Here is a 14,529-nt window from a genome sequence, read left to right as displayed (position 1 = left end):
GGTAGAGATAAGGGAAAGGAAGTGTTGCCTTTGTATAAGTCACAGGAAAGAAAGCTCATTTGGCTAAGCTTTGGTGTTGCAATTATCATGCTACTTTCCATACTTGGAAGAATATTTGGAGGTTAGGGGGGCAATGAAATGGTGAATGAATCAGCAGTCTTTTGGAGTAGAGCATTAACGGAACTAACTTTATCGTTCCACATTATTTATGCAACGATTGGTGTTGGAGTACCGTTAATGATCATGATCGCACAATGGACTGGGTATAAAAAGAATGATGAGCACTATATTTTAATGGCGAGACGTTGGGCACGAGGTTTTGTTATTACGGTTGCAGTCGGCGTTGTCACAGGGACAGCTATTGGCTTACAGTTATCTTTACTATGGCCGAATTTTATGCAGCTTGCCGGTCAGACAATTGCATTACCACTTTTCATGGAAACGTTTGCATTTTTCTTTGAAGCCATCTTTCTAGGCATCTACCTATATACTTGGGATCGCTTCGATAGTCAGAAGAAGCATATGCTACTGTTAATTCCGGTTGCAGTCGGTGCATCGATGTCAGCTGTGTTTATAACAATTGTCAATGCGTTTATGAATGCGCCACAAGGATTTGATATTGTGGACGGCCAACTTGTGAATATTCAACCATTTTTAGCAATGTTTAATCCAGCAATGCCGACAAAGGTAGCACATGTTCTCGTTACAGCCTATATGACATCCGCATTTGTGTTAGCAGCAATTGCAGGATACCGTCTGCTTAGAGGTTCTAAGCATATATATCATAAAAAATCTTTATTACTACTTATGAAGATTGGTCTGATTTTCTCCATTGCTTCAGCAATTATTGGAGACTTTTCAGGAAAGTATTTAGCGGAATATCAGCCAGAAAAACTAGCTGCAGCTGAGTGGCATTTTGAAACGGGAGACAAAGCTTCTCTTATACTATTTGGTGTATTAGATGGGGAAGAAGTAAAATATGCTATTAAAGTACCTTATGCTTTGAGCGTTTTAGCACATAATAATCCAAATGCAGAGGTAATTGGCTTAGATCAATTTGCTGAAGAAGATCGACCACCACTATATATCCATTACCTCTTTAATCTCATGGTGTTTATCGGTATGTTCATGGCATTGGTTTCATTGGTTTATGTATGCGGGAAAGCACGTGATTGGCAGTTTATTCATTCACGTTGGTTTAGATGGATTGTTGTTGCAGGTGGACCACTTTCTATTATTGCGATTGAAGCAGGATGGTGGCTTGCTGAAGTTGGACGACAGCCTTGGATCTTATATGGATTAATGAGAACACCAGAAGGGGCCACAACGAGTGACCATGTAGATTTAATGATGCTGTTGTTTACAGGTGTGTATGCCGTATTAGCAGTAGGAAGTATGGTGGTTTTAATTCGTATGTTCAAAAAGAATCCAATTGAGCGAGAAATAGAAGATCGCCATGCTGAAAAAGGCGGTGACATCTTATGACATTAGAGATTTTAGGTATTTCAGTTTTATGGATTTTCCTATTTGGCTATGTCATTGTAGCTTCAATCGATTTTGGTGCAGGCTTTATTAATGCCTATAGCCTACTCATCGGAAAAAATCATATTTTAACGAATATTATTAAGCGTTATTTATCACCTGTTTGGGAAGTAACCAATGTCTTTTTAGTATTCTTCTTTGTTGGGATTGTTGGATTTTTCCCACAAACAGCTTTCTATTATGGAACGATATTACTTGTCCCTGTTAGTATTTCGCTAGTGCTTCTTGCAATACGAGGCTCTTACTATGCATTTGAATCATATGGTGCACGTGGACATATCGGTTACACGCTGACGTATGGGATAGCAGGCTTGCTCATTCCAGCCTCACTCTCTGTTGTATTCGCGATTGCTGCTGGTGGCTATGTTGATATTGTTGACGGGCAACCAGTCTTAAATTACTGGACATTGTATACGAGCCCATTTGCTTGGAGTATTGTCGTGTTGAGCATTGCAGCTGTACTTTATATTTCAGCCGTGTTTTTAACTTGGTACGCTCACAAAGCAAAAGATAAAGAAGCCACGAATTTAATGAGAAGATACGCACTTGCTTGGGCGATACCCTTGATGGTGAGTGCACTCGGCATTATGTACGAAATGAAATTCATCAATCCTGAAAGTTACGATCATATGGTTAATTTATGGTGGATGTTCGCCATTTCAGCCGTATTATTTATTATTACTGTAGTGTTAATTTGGATGCGAAAAAATTACGGTCTTGCGGTTGGATTATTGATTGCTCAATTTGCAGTGGCATTCTTCGCATATGGTATTGCACAATATCCATATTTACTGTATCCGTATTTAACAATTTACGATAGCTTTACAAGTACACAAATGGCGATCGCACTCGTCATTGCGTTTATTTTAGGACTGTGTCTGCTTATTCCATCACTGTTCTTGTTGTTGAAATTATTCCTCTTCAACAAAAATTATGTGACTGGAAAAGAAGACAATCACGTATAGGAGGGATAAAATTATGGCTAGTTTTTTAATTTTTTATGCGCCATTTATAGTTGTCATCCTCGGAGTAGTTGCTGCTTTCTGGTGGGCACCTAGAGATTACCACACAGTGAGGAAAGAGGGAAAGAGTCGCGAATAGCGGCTCTTTTTTCTACTCGTATAAAGGGGAAGATGTATTTGTTAGGGTACTCGGGTAAGCAGAGCAGATTACTTTTTTTGATCAGCTTGGGGTGAGAGCGGATCACATTTGGGTCCAGCCGAGCAGTTTGGGAGCAGAGCGGATCACTTTTTGGGCTAACCCGATCACTTCCTTAACACACCCGAGCGGTTAATATTAAGCCTTGTTCTTTTTTCATCCGCCACAACATGCTACAATAAAGAGATTGAAATGGAGGATGTACGAATGTCAGCACCCGTGAAAAAGAATGACCGACTAACAGTTTATATAGAAGATTTAACACATGATGGCAATGGCGTCGCAAAGGTCGATGGCTATCCATTATTTATCCAAGGTGCACTTCCTAATGAAACGGCGGAAGTACATGTTTTAAAAACGTTAAAAAATTACGGCTTTGCGAAGGTGGCAGAAATTCTAAAACCATCACCAGACCGAGTAGATGCGCCTTGTGAATATTTCAAGCAATGTGGCGGCTGCCAATTACAGCACCTGTCTTATGAAGGGCAGTTAAAATGGAAAGAAAATATGGTGCGTAATGTCATGCAGCGCATTGGTAAAATTGATGCGTCTGTTTTACCTGTGAAAGGCATGGAAGAGCCTTGGCATTACCGTAATAAAGCACAAATACCTTTCTCCTCAAATGAAGCAGGACAAGCTATTGCTGGCTTCTATAAAACGAAGTCACATAGCATTGTGGATATGGAGCGTTGCTTAATTCAGACAGGGGAAGCGGACGCAATTCTTGCAGGTTTGAAAAAGGAATTAGCGGCAATCGGTATTCGACCATACAACGAGCAAACACATGAAGGAATGCTACGCCATGTAGTCATTCGTAAAGCACGAGCAACTGGTGAAGTTATGGTTGTTCTTGTAACTAAAAAGAAAAAATTCCCGCAAAAAGAAGCTGCTGTTGCGACAATTCAGAAGCTTGTCCCGAATGTAACATCAATTATGCAAAACGTTAACAGCGACAAAACGAACGTTATTTTCGGTGATGAAACCGTAAACCTATGGGGCAAGGACGTTATTATTGATACAATTGGCGATGTTCGCTTTGAAATATCAGCTCGTTCATTTTACCAAGTAAACCCTGAGCAAACGGAAGTCCTATACAAGCAAGCATTAGATTACGCTAACTTGCAGGGTGATGAACGAGTAATTGATGCTTACTGTGGTATCGGCACAATTTCATTATTCCTTGCACAAAAAGCAAAGGCTGTTATGGGTGTTGAAATTGTACCGCAAGCTATTGAAGATGCGAAGCGCAATGCAGAATTAAATGGTTTCACTAATACGTATTTTGAGGCAGGTCCAGCAGAGGAAGTAATTCCACGCTGGTATAAGGAAGGCAAAGAAGCGGATGTTTTAGTAGTAGACCCACCACGCAAAGGCTGCGATGAGGCACTTCTAAAGACAATTTTAGAGCAACGTCCAAAGCGCGTTGTTTATGTGTCCTGTAACCCAGCTACACTAGCACGTGACCTTCGAGTTTTGGTGGATGGTGGCTATCAAACGCAGGAAATTCAACCTGTAGATATGTTCCCGCATTCGACGCATGTGGAGGTTGTTACGGAACTAACTCTAAAGGAGCGATCATAATGGACGCAGCAAAAAAATGGCTCTCTATCCCGAAAGATATCAGAGAAATGCTCGTGAAAAACGTATTTTGTGGCAATTGTGGTGTAACGACAATTGTGAAGTACACGATACAAGAGGGAGAATATGCCCCTGTATTGAAGGGGAAATGCAAGACTTGTGGTAGGGATGTTGCTCGGGTGATTGATTAGTAAATGATAGAACTCTGAAAGGATGGAGTGAATATTCCATCCTTTTTGTGTAAGCATAGAAAGGTTTTGGTTGAATCTTATGCTTGAATAGAAGAGGTTACTTTTGATATATGTGATGAAAATTATACACCTCATAATTGGTATCAGAACATTATAATAGGCAGTTCAAGAACGTGGGTTTGATATCAAAGGGTTTATAATTCGATTGCTTTATGATAAATTAACCGTTATCTTGAATTGCTTTTTTATGTTTTTGGAATAAAGTGTCCACTATTCGGGGTTCAGTTCAAAAATCTATGCCATCTACTTTTTGTTTATAAACATACCATTCAGGACCGATTTCCGTTAAAATAAACATTGCCGATTTACACAAATTATAAATGACAAAATGTACTTGTATTTGATAATCAATTATTAAGCATGATATAAGTGTAAACGAAGTGGAACATTTAGCTTCGTATTTTTTTGACCAAGAGTTTGAAGTTGTATCCATATTGAGAGGAATTGAGTTTGAAATGATAGATAATTTTTGGCGTGATTTACCACGACCATTTTTTGTACTTGCACCAATGGAAGATGTGACAGATGTTGTTTTTCGTCACGTAGTAAGTGAAGCAGGTCGACCGGATGTATTTTTTACAGAGTTTACAAACTCGGATAGCTATTGTCATCCAGAGGGCATGAAAAGTGTGCGTGGCCGTTTGATTTTTACAGAAGATGAACAACCAATGGTGGCACATATTTGGGGAGATAATCCCGAATATTTCCGGCAAATGAGTATTGGCATGGCAGAGCTAGGATTTAAAGGCATTGATATTAATATGGGATGCCCTGTACCGAATGTGGCATCGAGAGGGAAGGGTAGTGGCCTTATTTTGCGTCCAGACGTTGCGGCAGAGCTTATTCAAGCAGCAAAAGCGGGCGGACTCCCTGTCAGCGTGAAAACACGACTTGGCTTTAACGATGTAAATGAGTGGGAAGAATGGCTAACGCATATTTTAAAACAGGATATTGCGAACCTTTCTATTCATTTACGTACAAGAAAGGAAATGAGCCAAGTAGATGCGCATTGGGAGTTAATTCCGGAAATCAAAAAATTACGTGACCGTATTGCTCCAAATACGTTGCTAACAATCAATGGTGATATTCCTGACCGTCAAACTGGGCTACTGCTTGCTGAACAATATGGCATTGATGGCGTTATGATCGGGCGAGGTATTTTTAAAAATCCTTTTGCTTTTGAAAAGGAGCCAAGAGAGCATAGCAGTAAAGAGTACCTTGATCTTTTAAGACTGCAGCTGGATCTTCAAGATCAATATGCGGAAGAACTACCACGTTCCATCACAGGGCTTCATCGTTTTTTCAAAATTTATGTTAAAGGATTCCGTGGAGCTGGTGAATTAAGAAATCAATTGATGAACACGAAATCAACAGATGAAGTACGTGCATTGCTTGATAACTTCGAATCAAACAATGTTGATTGACGAAGGACGGTAAATAGACAAGAGGGGCAATGAACCCCTCTTTTTTGTTGCCTAATTCAGTTTTGTAAAGTATCTTATCTCTTCTGTATCCGTATAAAAGCCAACTGATTCGTATAGAGATAAGGCGGATTTATTTGTAGTTAGTACCATGAGAGTAGCTTTTTGTAGCTGATGTGACTTAAGATATTTCAAAGCTTGTGTAAGCAAATACTGGGCAATGCCGCGCTTCCTCCATGGTACACGGACAAAAACGTCCTCTATTACACCGTAGTCTTCTTCTTGCCATGCCATCAGTCCGCCAACAATAGTGTCTGTTTGACGTATGACCATGGATGTCCATAGCTTGTTATTCTTGTATTCAGGTAACCTATTAAGACCAAGTGGAGCGTCAGGCCAAATTTCAGCTTCTATATCAAGGTAATCTCTTTCCTCGCTAGATGTCTCCATGTTCCAGTGTGAGAATTGAAACTCCTCCTGAAGTTTGAACTCAGGAATCGGTTCATTCAAATCTCGATTCATACTATACAAACTATTCAGAGGGAGGTATCCTTTTTGGATAAAAAACTGATTGTTTGCTGTTTCTTCCGAATCGTTACCAACACAAAGTATTGTTCCATATTCTTTAGGCAAAGTTTCCTTTAATTGCTTTGCTCTTGTGAAAAGATATTGATAGACTTTGTCGAGCAGAGCAATGTCATGTTCTCTTTCAGAAATGGTTTTAAGATTAACGTATATGGAGTGATTATTCTCTTTTGAACGACCAGGAGGTACAACGTTAATGATGCTCACTTGCCCCTTAGCGACCATTTCCCCATCTTCAAATGCACAATAAACGTTACTCCAATTATCTTCATCCCCGACCCACCAAAATGTTGCATTTTCTTTTGCTGTTACGGATCGGTACAACTCGCCAAGTAAAGGCATGTCTCCATTTTCAAAGTTACGTATGAAATTTTCTGTTGATGAATGGCTCAAAATAACCCCCCCTTTCAGTAGTTGGGATTTTGCAGTTTAGAAGGTTAGCTATGCGAGTTCCCCGTATCGATACATTTATACATTATATATTATAAAATGGTATTATATGTAACATGGTGTTTAGTGCTCCTAAGCATGATTCTTTAAATAACTCTTTCTAAAATAGCTGTTACCCACTTCCCAAAAGGAGAATTAACTATGTACAAACTTATGCTTATTGAAGACGATAATGAATTAAGTGCGCTTATTCAAGAAAACTTGGAGCGCTATGGGTATACTGTTGTACAGCCTGAAGACTTTTTGAATATAGAGGATGAGTTTACGAAAATTAATCCTGATTTAGTTTTATTAGATATTAATTTACCTTATTATGATGGCTATTATTTATGTAGAGCTTTTCGTAAGCAGTCGAATGTACCAATCTTAATTATTTCTGCTCGTAATCAAGAACTAGATCAGATTATGGCTATTGAACTTGGGGCTGATGACTATATTACGAAACCATTTACGTTTGACATGTTGCAATCAAAGGTGAAAGCGACGACTAGAAGAGTTTATGGAGAATATGCAGCAAAAGAACAAAAACTTACGTGTGTTGGTCAGCTATGTATTAATGCCGATACACTTGTTTTAACTTTCCGTGAGAAAAAGATTAACCTTAGTAAAAATGAATATAAATTAATGAAAAAATTAATAGATAATAGGAATTCATTTGTTTCAAGAGAAGAGCTAATTGAGGAAGTGTGGGACTCAATTACATTCGTAGAGGACAATACATTAACTGTTAATATGACGAGAATAAAGCATATACTATCTGAATTAGGATATGCTGAAGTAATCAAGAGCAAAAGAGGAGTAGGGTATATGTTTCACCATTCTAATTCTACGAGGGGTTCGCAATGTTAAAGCATATTTTAATAAAATTTTTAAAAGATAGGTTCCGACTAATCATATTTTATTTAATAAATATGGTTTGCGTTATGACCTTTTTTCATCTAAATGAGCCGGCAAATGATGAAATTTTTTATCCATTATCGATAGGATTATTTTTATTAACTGTGTATTTAGTAATAGATTGGCTTAACTACTATCAAACGAACAAAGCCATTGAGCTTATGTTGATGGGGCAATTTGTTGAATTACAACCACATTCAGAGGAACAGAAGGCGTTTTATCAATTGCTACAGAAAAATATAAGTGAACACACTCGCAAATACAATACAATGAAGGAACAGAAAAATGAAAGTCTATATTTTTTATCCCATTGGATGCACTTTTTAAAAACGCCTGTTTCTATAATAGAACTGATCATTAGTAAAGAAAAAACAGAGGATGCTACTGTCCTTTTTGAAAAAATTCAGCGAGAAAACAAACGAATACATACTTCAATAGAGCAAGCGTTAACGATGGTGAGAATGGAAAGCTTTGAAACGGATTTGGACATAAATGCAGTTGATTTACTTACTACTTTGCGAAAAGTCATTAATGGGCGAAAAAGGGAATGTATTTCCCATTCTATATTTCCAGTAATTGAATTTGATGAAGAAGAAGCCTTTGTAGTTACTGATGTAAAATGGAACGAAATTTTATTGGACCAGATTGTTTCCAATGCTATTAAATATTCTAGCTTAAAAAGCGGGAAGAAACAGCTTATTTTCAAGATTGAACGTCTCGGGGAGTACATCACATTATCCATTATTGATGAAGGGATTGGTATGCCTTCTTATGATGAGGATAGAGTATTTCAACCATTTTTCACAGGAGAAAATGGAAGGAAAATGCCCAATTCCACAGGTATAGGACTTTATATTAGTAAAAAAATAGCAGACAAGCTTGGACAAACGATTGCCATACAATCTGAAGTGTCGAGAGGTACAACTGTAACGATTCGATGGCAAGCAGCAAAAAACCATTTGTCTCAAGTATAACCAAACCTTACAGAGCTGTAAGGTTTTTTTAGTGAATCAAATTTTTGCAATTCCACTTGAGACGTAGAATGGTATTTAATAACGATTTCCATGGGGGGAAGAACAATGGTTATTTTAGATGCGAGAAATATAGTTAAAATATACGGAGAATCACTAGAAGAAGGTTCCGCGACAGCACTGGGAGGAATAAGCTTATCAATGAAGAAAGGTGAGTTTGTTGCCATTATGGGACCTTCCGGGAGCGGAAAAACAACATTACTTAACATATTAAGTGGGATAGATAAGCCAACCTCTGGTGAAGTTACAATCGAAGGCAAAGCTATAAGTGAAATGAGCGCTGATGAATTAGCTTTATTTCGCCGACAACAATTAGGATTCGTCTTCCAAGAGTTTAACCTTTTAGATAGCTTAACGGTAAAAGAAAACATTATGTTGCCAATGATTCTGGAAAAGAAAGGCGCGGCTGAAATGGAGGAGAAGGTACAAAACCTATCTAAGCTTTTTGGTATTGATACGATCTTGAATAAATATCCCTATTACATATCGGGTGGACAGGGGCAGCGTACGGCTGTTAGTAGAGCACTAGTTAACGAGCCTAGTATTATATTTGCCGATGAACCAACAGGAAATTTGGATTCGAAAACATCAGAAATAATTATGGAATGCTTTGAAAAGATCGTTCAAGAGCTTGAGGCAACCATTCTTCTTGTGACCCATGATGTCTTTGCAGCTAGTTATTGTCAAAAAGTAGTCTTTATAAAAGATGGCTTTATTCATTCTTACATTGTGAAAAAAGGCAATAAGAAAGAATTTCTCAATCAAATCATTGATAATCTAGCTGTCTTAGGGGGAAGAGCCCATGACATTTAAGCAAGTTGTATGGAAAATGGCAAAGGTACATTATAAAAAATATCTTTTATACTTGGTCTGTAATAGCTTTGTCGTTATGTTTTTCTTTATGTTTTCCACCCTCTATTTCAATAAGCAAATCGAACAAGTTAAAAAGCTAGAATCTCTGGATTATGTGTTGAATGTACCTGCAATTGCTTTGATCGTTTTTATGATATTTTTCATTACATATGCACATGGTACTTTTATCAAAAGAAGAAAAAGCGAGTTTGGGCTATTCATAACGTTAGGGATGACCAATCGCGATATTAGCAAACTATTACTATTAGAGAATGCCATTATTGCTTTTCTTTCTATAGTTATCGGGCTTCTGTCAGGGGGCGTATTTTCGCGGCTATTCTTTTTACTTCTTATGAATAGTGTAGGCTTAGAGGAAATTGCTTTTCAGTTAAATAGCAAGATGCTTTACTTTCCTATTATCACTTTCATCATCATCTACTTTTTTGCGATTGGTAAATCACTTTATCTTATTTTGAATCGAAATCTTATACAAAGCTTAAAAAGCAATAAGGTTGCAGAATCAATTAAATTAAAAAGTCCGAAGCTTGGAGTGTTTGGACTTATATTGATTATTGGATCAGTTCTGGGGCTTTTTATTACGTATATTGGTCCACATGCTGGTGAATTTCTATATATTTGGTTTACCATAACAACTGTAGGTTTATATCTTTGTCTTTCTCAGTTTATGAGTTTTTTTATAGAGCTAGCGAAACAAAATAATGAATTTTTTTATCGACAATTATTGTTATTGACGAGTATAGACTATAAATTTAAGCAGTTCACCTCTATTTTAATGATGGTGACAATGATGATTATGATAACCATTCTGTACAGTACTATCATATTAACCACGTATACGTTAAATGAAAAGGAAGTGTTGAATCAAAATCCTTTTGATATAGCATTTCTCCAACCGGAAACGAAAGATAATTTGTCTATAGGAGAATTCGATGCAGTATTAAATAATAAAGAAAATCCTGTTCAAAAGCATATAGTGATTCCATTATATTCTTACTATGATAAAACGTACGATGGTTGGTATAACCTTTATAACATAATGACAGTGGATCATTTTAATGCATTAACTTCTAGAGAGGTAATATTACAAGGACGAGAATATCTTCACTATTTGAATGTAGAACCAGAGTATGCAGGGGATGCGAATGAAGATATTCTAGAGTGGACAATCCCAAGTAGAAAAGGCAATATCACTTATTCACTAAAAAAATCTATTATTGAAAGTAATATTAATTCTCTTTTGGGTGTTTCCGATTTTATCATTGTCAGTAATTCCGAATTCGAGTTTCTTAAAGCGAATGTACATGGTTTCGCATCGAATCTCCATTTAATTAACGTTGTCAGCTGGAAAGAGACAACAAAGGCTGTTAAAGGCTTAGAGGAAAGATATAATAATGAAAAGACCCCATCAATTGTAGATGTTAGAGGAAAGAATGTATCACAAGAGAACCCATTCAAAATTGCCTCTAAAATAGGAGGCCATTATCGTAATATCCATTCTAATGGTATGTTATTCTTTGTCATGACTTTTTTGAGTATTATCTTCTTTTTTGGGTCCTTTATTTTAGTGTATTTAAATCTTTTTTCAGAGATCGATAAAGAACAAGTAAAGTATCAAAAACTTTATAATATAGGGATTACTGCAACAGAAGTAAAGCGAATGATATCAAGGGAGATGAAGATCATATTCTTTATCTCAACACTAGCAGGCATGGGCTTAGCCTTTCTATATGTTATTTCTATGGCAAATGATGTTGGCGGTGTCATAAGGAATCCAGAAATACTATGGCAGTTCTTTAGCATTTCAGGAATTTACCTTATCATTCAAATAGGATTTTATCTATATACAAGGAGGAAGATGTTTTCTCATCTATCACAGGGAAAATGAAGCATAAAAAAATCATTTTATCGCTACTTTCTAAGGGATAAGGTGATTTTTTCTACTATAAAACATTGCTTTTTCGATAATAATCTTATAGAATGTAGAACGATATAAATGAACGAAATAAATTTCCTTTAATACGGTCCAGAGAGGCTGAAAAGGGCTACATGATATTTTTTAAGCTAACAATATCTTTGTTTTCGCATGCCCTTTTTGTCCTCTGTGACAGAAGGGCTTTTTATTTTGCCAATTATACCTCTTTTAAAGGAAGTCCCGTGAGGCTTCAAAAGAGAATGGAAAAGAATTGTGTAATCCATTCCCTCAAATAGGCTAAAAGAGATTTAACTTCTTTCAGCAGAAGTCTCCCACCTCTATAGGTGGTGAGATGAATGCGGTATTAAATCACTTTTCAGCGGGTGCCTAAACATCCACTGAAAGAAGTTAAAGCCTCCGGCAGATGTCACTAAATCGGAAGGGAGTTCTTTGTGCAAGCACAAAGCCGATTCCGGACGCAATTATGCCGAGGCATAATTGATCAACAAGAAACTGGAGGATTGTAAGAATGGATTATCGTAAGAAAACAGTGGTAGCGTCAGTAGCTGGTTTAACGTTGGAAGGGATGGACATTATGTTTATTTCCTTTGCGATGACAATGATTATTTCGGAATTTAACATTGATTTTGCAACGGGTGGACTGATTTCTTCCGTAACGAATATTGGCATGCTGTTAGGCGGCATTATTTTTGGAGTTTTAGCTGATAAGTATGGGCGAGTAAAAGTGTTTACTTATACCGTCTTGTTGTTTGCGCTTGGTACAGCTTTAACTGGATTAGCAACAAATATTGAACAAATTTATATGTATAGATTTATTGCTGGTCTTGGTGCAGGGGGTGAATACGGCATTGGTATAGCGCTTGTTGCCGAGGCTTGGCCGAAGAATAAGCAAGGAAGAGCTTCTTCATATGTTAGTGTAGGCGCTCAATACGGAGTTATTTTAGCAGCGTTACTAAGTGCCGTTATACTTCCGACTTTAGGATGGAGAGCTTTATTCTTTGTTGGTGTGTTACCTGTCATCTTCGCATTCATTGTGCGAAAAAATCTTGAGGAATCACCAGAGTGGGTAGCTGCTCAGAGAAATAAAAAAATCGATAAGCAACATGAAAAAGGTAAGTTGGTGCAGCTATTTGAAACGCCTCGAACTTCGATGACGACAATCTCATTAATCGTTATGGCAACTGTTCAAATTGCTGGTTACAATGGCTTAATGATTTGGTTGCCATCTATGTTGCAAAAATCTCAAGGTCTATCCGTTTCAAGCTCGGCACTTTGGACAATTAGTACAGCAGTTGGCATGATTATCGGGATGCTAACATTCGGACGATTTATGGACCGATTTGGAGCAAAGCGTGCTTTTGGTTTCTTTTTACTTGCTTCAGCATGTGCTGTGTTTTTATACTCCTATGCCACAGGAAGTGTCGCAATTTTAATCGGTGGTGCAATTGTTGGCTTTTTCTCAAACGGCATGTTCGCAGGGTATGGAGCTTTAATTAGTAGCTTCTATCCGGTGCAAATTCGAAGTACAGCAACAAACACGATTTTTAACTTCGGTAGAGCAATTGGAGGATTTTCACCGATCTTTGTCGGCTATATTCTTCAAAGTTATGATATGACGGTCGTAATGATCTATTTAGCAGCCTTATATTGCATTTCCTTTATCGTGATGCTAACTCTTAAAAAAGGGGCAAGAGAGGCTTTACAACCGGTTGAAATTTAATAATTAAAATTGAAAGAACGAATTCCAATTTTAAAAAAGGGATTCGTTCTTTTTGAATTATTATTATAATAAACCTTTTGAACGTTTTTCAGCCATTTCTACGAGGCGTTTTGTTATTTCTCCTCCGACTGAACCGTTTGCACGAGAAGAGGCTTCTGGCCCTAATTGTACATTAAATTCTTGTGCGATTTCATATTTCAATTGATTAACGGCTTCATGTACACCGGGAACTAGAAGCTTATTTGAACTACGATTAGCCATTTATCTCACCTCCTTGTGATTAGAATGGTCGAGAGTTAGCTAATCATACATGTTAAAAAATAAAATGCACATTCTAAATACTATAGTAAAGTAACTTTTGGAAAGCTAACTAAAATTGTGAATGTCTCTGCTATAATAAAGTAATGCTTCAATTTGGATAGGATTATTAGAAGCGCTTTTACAGTTAAAATGGAGGTTTTTTAAAAATGACGAACAATGATATTTTAATCCGTTTAAGATATGCATTAGATATCAAAAATACAGATATGGTTAAAATTTTTCAGCTAGGTGGCATGGACTATACGAAGGAAGAAGTATTGAACATGCTTATTAAAGTTTATGATGAGGAAGAAGCACCAGAAGAATACATTAAATGTAATAATAAAATGGTAGAGGCTTTTTTAAATGGATTTATTACATTTAAACGAGGTCCGCAAAAGTCTAAGTCTGGTCAACCAGAAGGCCCACTACCTGTTTCAGGAAAAGAAAGCCCTAATAATATGCTATTAAAGAAAGTGAAGATTGCGTTAGCCTTAACGAGTGAGGAGATGCTCGATATTTTATATGATGGGGGCGTTAGCGTTTCAAAAGGTGAATTAGGTGCCATTTTAAGAAATCCAAGTCATCGTAACTATAAAGAATGTGGCGATCGCTTTGTGAGAAATTTCTTAAGAGGGCTTACAGATAAATATAGAGATTAAAAACGTCTCCTGTGAATTGTCAAGTGTAAAATTTGATAAAGAATCAATGAATTAATGATTAAAAAAGCAACCGCAATTTTGCAGTTGCTTTTTTTGTGAAAGGTTTTACATAAAATCTCTATTACGAT

14 protein-coding genes are annotated in these 14,529 nt (G+C 37.0%); 12 read left to right on the top strand and 2 right to left on the bottom strand.

Going from position 1 to position 14,529, the window contains the following annotated elements:
• Positions 1-138 precede the first annotated feature (138 nt).
• The 6 genes from ACQKOG_RS15405 (at position 139) to ACQKOG_RS15380 (ending at position 5,953) form a co-directional block, all read left to right on the top strand.
• Complete coding sequence (locus ACQKOG_RS15405) at positions 139-1,485, top strand: cytochrome ubiquinol oxidase subunit I (protein WP_370079201.1); 1,347 nt, start codon at positions 139-141, stop codon at positions 1,483-1,485.
• Positions 1,482-2,507: a cytochrome d ubiquinol oxidase subunit II gene (locus tag ACQKOG_RS15400; RefSeq protein WP_427447259.1), complete on the top strand. Its 1,026-nt coding sequence runs from the start codon at positions 1,482-1,484 to the stop codon at positions 2,505-2,507. Before ACQKOG_RS15405 ends, ACQKOG_RS15400 begins: the two co-directional genes overlap by 4 nt.
• Before the next feature lie 13 nt (positions 2,508-2,520).
• The gene (gene cydS / locus ACQKOG_RS15395; RefSeq protein WP_255350000.1) at positions 2,521-2,643 is read left to right on the top strand and encodes a cytochrome bd oxidase small subunit CydS; all 123 of its coding nucleotides are present in this window, start codon (positions 2,521-2,523) and stop codon (positions 2,641-2,643) included.
• 264 nt (positions 2,644-2,907) lie between these two features.
• On the top strand, positions 2,908-4,281 hold the full coding sequence (rlmD, locus tag ACQKOG_RS15390; RefSeq protein WP_370079207.1) for a 23S rRNA (uracil(1939)-C(5))-methyltransferase RlmD: 1,374 nt from the start codon (positions 2,908-2,910) through the stop codon (positions 4,279-4,281).
• Positions 4,281-4,469 (top strand): hypothetical protein, encoded by a 189-nt coding sequence (locus tag ACQKOG_RS15385; RefSeq protein ID WP_132363450.1) that lies wholly within the window; start codon positions 4,281-4,283, stop codon positions 4,467-4,469. Before rlmD ends, ACQKOG_RS15385 begins: the two co-directional genes overlap by 1 nt.
• A gap of 515 nt (positions 4,470-4,984) precedes the next feature.
• Positions 4,985-5,953 carry a tRNA dihydrouridine synthase gene (locus ACQKOG_RS15380; RefSeq protein ID WP_370079365.1) on the top strand — a complete coding sequence of 323 codons (969 nt, stop codon included), beginning with the start codon at positions 4,985-4,987 and terminating at the stop codon, positions 5,951-5,953.
• A 51-nt stretch (positions 5,954-6,004) separates the two neighbouring features.
• Here the strand turns inward: ACQKOG_RS15380 and ACQKOG_RS15375 are convergent, their stop codons facing one another.
• Complete coding sequence (locus ACQKOG_RS15375; RefSeq protein ID WP_370079367.1) at positions 6,005-6,877, bottom strand: GNAT family N-acetyltransferase; 873 nt, start codon at positions 6,875-6,877, stop codon at positions 6,005-6,007.
• A 249-nt stretch (positions 6,878-7,126) separates the two neighbouring features.
• On the opposite strand from ACQKOG_RS15375, the gene ACQKOG_RS15370 reads away from it, so the two are divergent.
• The 5 genes from ACQKOG_RS15370 to ACQKOG_RS15350 all read left to right on the top strand — a co-directional run bounded on the left by ACQKOG_RS15370 (position 7,127) and on the right by ACQKOG_RS15350 (position 13,439).
• Positions 7,127-7,834 carry a response regulator transcription factor gene (locus ACQKOG_RS15370; RefSeq protein WP_370079215.1) on the top strand — a complete coding sequence of 236 codons (708 nt, stop codon included), beginning with the start codon at positions 7,127-7,129 and terminating at the stop codon, positions 7,832-7,834.
• Between the two features lie 74 nt (positions 7,835-7,908).
• A complete protein-coding gene (locus ACQKOG_RS15365) occupies positions 7,909-8,856 on the top strand; it encodes a sensor histidine kinase (RefSeq protein WP_427447254.1) in 948 nt (315 codons plus the stop codon).
• A 105-nt stretch (positions 8,857-8,961) separates the two neighbouring features.
• Positions 8,962-9,726 (top strand): ABC transporter ATP-binding protein, encoded by a 765-nt coding sequence (locus ACQKOG_RS15360; RefSeq protein ID WP_427447252.1) that lies wholly within the window; start codon positions 8,962-8,964, stop codon positions 9,724-9,726.
• On the top strand, positions 9,716-11,671 hold the full coding sequence (locus tag ACQKOG_RS15355) for an FtsX-like permease family protein (protein ID WP_427447250.1): 1,956 nt from the start codon (positions 9,716-9,718) through the stop codon (positions 11,669-11,671). The genes ACQKOG_RS15360 and ACQKOG_RS15355 overlap by 11 nt, the downstream gene beginning before the upstream one ends.
• Before the next feature lie 556 nt (positions 11,672-12,227).
• Positions 12,228-13,439, top strand: a complete 1,212-nt coding sequence (locus ACQKOG_RS15350) for an MFS transporter (RefSeq protein WP_402871366.1) — start codon at positions 12,228-12,230, stop codon at positions 13,437-13,439.
• Between the two features lie 63 nt (positions 13,440-13,502).
• On the opposite strand, the gene ACQKOG_RS15345 is transcribed toward ACQKOG_RS15350, so the two are convergent.
• Complete coding sequence (locus ACQKOG_RS15345) at positions 13,503-13,700, bottom strand: alpha/beta-type small acid-soluble spore protein (protein ID WP_053483023.1); 198 nt, start codon at positions 13,698-13,700, stop codon at positions 13,503-13,505.
• Positions 13,701-13,906: 206 nt separating this feature from the next.
• Between ACQKOG_RS15345 and ACQKOG_RS15340 the strand changes: the two genes are divergently transcribed.
• On the top strand, positions 13,907-14,401 hold the full coding sequence (locus ACQKOG_RS15340) for a DUF1456 family protein (RefSeq protein ID WP_370079226.1): 495 nt from the start codon (positions 13,907-13,909) through the stop codon (positions 14,399-14,401).
• Positions 14,402-14,529: the final 128 nt, after the last annotated feature.

The organism is Lysinibacillus sp. NPDC093216, from assembly GCF_050280325.1.
GTDB lineage: Bacteria > Bacillota > Bacilli > Bacillales_A > Planococcaceae > Lysinibacillus.
The sequence above is the reverse complement of the archived record's forward strand: the minus strand, read 5'-3'. Positions and strand labels throughout refer to the sequence as shown.

Bases quoted from the DNA above. Each gene is read 5' to 3' on its own strand.
- ACQKOG_RS15405 (WP_370079201.1), top strand. From the start codon at position 139: ATGGTGAATGAATCAGCAGTCTTTTGGAGTAGAGCATTAACGGAACTA.
- ACQKOG_RS15400 (WP_427447259.1), top strand. From the start codon at position 1,482: ATGACATTAGAGATTTTAGGTATTTCAGTTTTATGGATTTTCCTATTT.
- cydS (WP_255350000.1), top strand. From the start codon at position 2,521: ATGGCTAGTTTTTTAATTTTTTATGCGCCATTTATAGTTGTCATCCTC.
- rlmD (WP_370079207.1), top strand. From the start codon at position 2,908: ATGTCAGCACCCGTGAAAAAGAATGACCGACTAACAGTTTATATAGAA.
- ACQKOG_RS15385 (WP_132363450.1), top strand. From the start codon at position 4,281: ATGGACGCAGCAAAAAAATGGCTCTCTATCCCGAAAGATATCAGAGAA.
- ACQKOG_RS15380 (WP_370079365.1), top strand. From the start codon at position 4,985: ATGATAGATAATTTTTGGCGTGATTTACCACGACCATTTTTTGTACTT.
- ACQKOG_RS15375 (WP_370079367.1), bottom strand. From the start codon at position 6,877: ATGCCTTTACTTGGCGAGTTGTACCGATCCGTAACAGCAAAAGAAAAT.
- ACQKOG_RS15370 (WP_370079215.1), top strand. From the start codon at position 7,127: ATGTACAAACTTATGCTTATTGAAGACGATAATGAATTAAGTGCGCTT.
- ACQKOG_RS15365 (WP_427447254.1), top strand. From the start codon at position 7,909: ATGACCTTTTTTCATCTAAATGAGCCGGCAAATGATGAAATTTTTTAT.
- ACQKOG_RS15360 (WP_427447252.1), top strand. From the start codon at position 8,962: ATGGTTATTTTAGATGCGAGAAATATAGTTAAAATATACGGAGAATCA.
- ACQKOG_RS15355 (WP_427447250.1), top strand. From the start codon at position 9,716: ATGACATTTAAGCAAGTTGTATGGAAAATGGCAAAGGTACATTATAAA.
- ACQKOG_RS15350 (WP_402871366.1), top strand. From the start codon at position 12,228: ATGGATTATCGTAAGAAAACAGTGGTAGCGTCAGTAGCTGGTTTAACG.
- ACQKOG_RS15345 (WP_053483023.1), bottom strand. From the start codon at position 13,700: ATGGCTAATCGTAGTTCAAATAAGCTTCTAGTTCCCGGTGTACATGAA.
- ACQKOG_RS15340 (WP_370079226.1), top strand. From the start codon at position 13,907: ATGACGAACAATGATATTTTAATCCGTTTAAGATATGCATTAGATATC.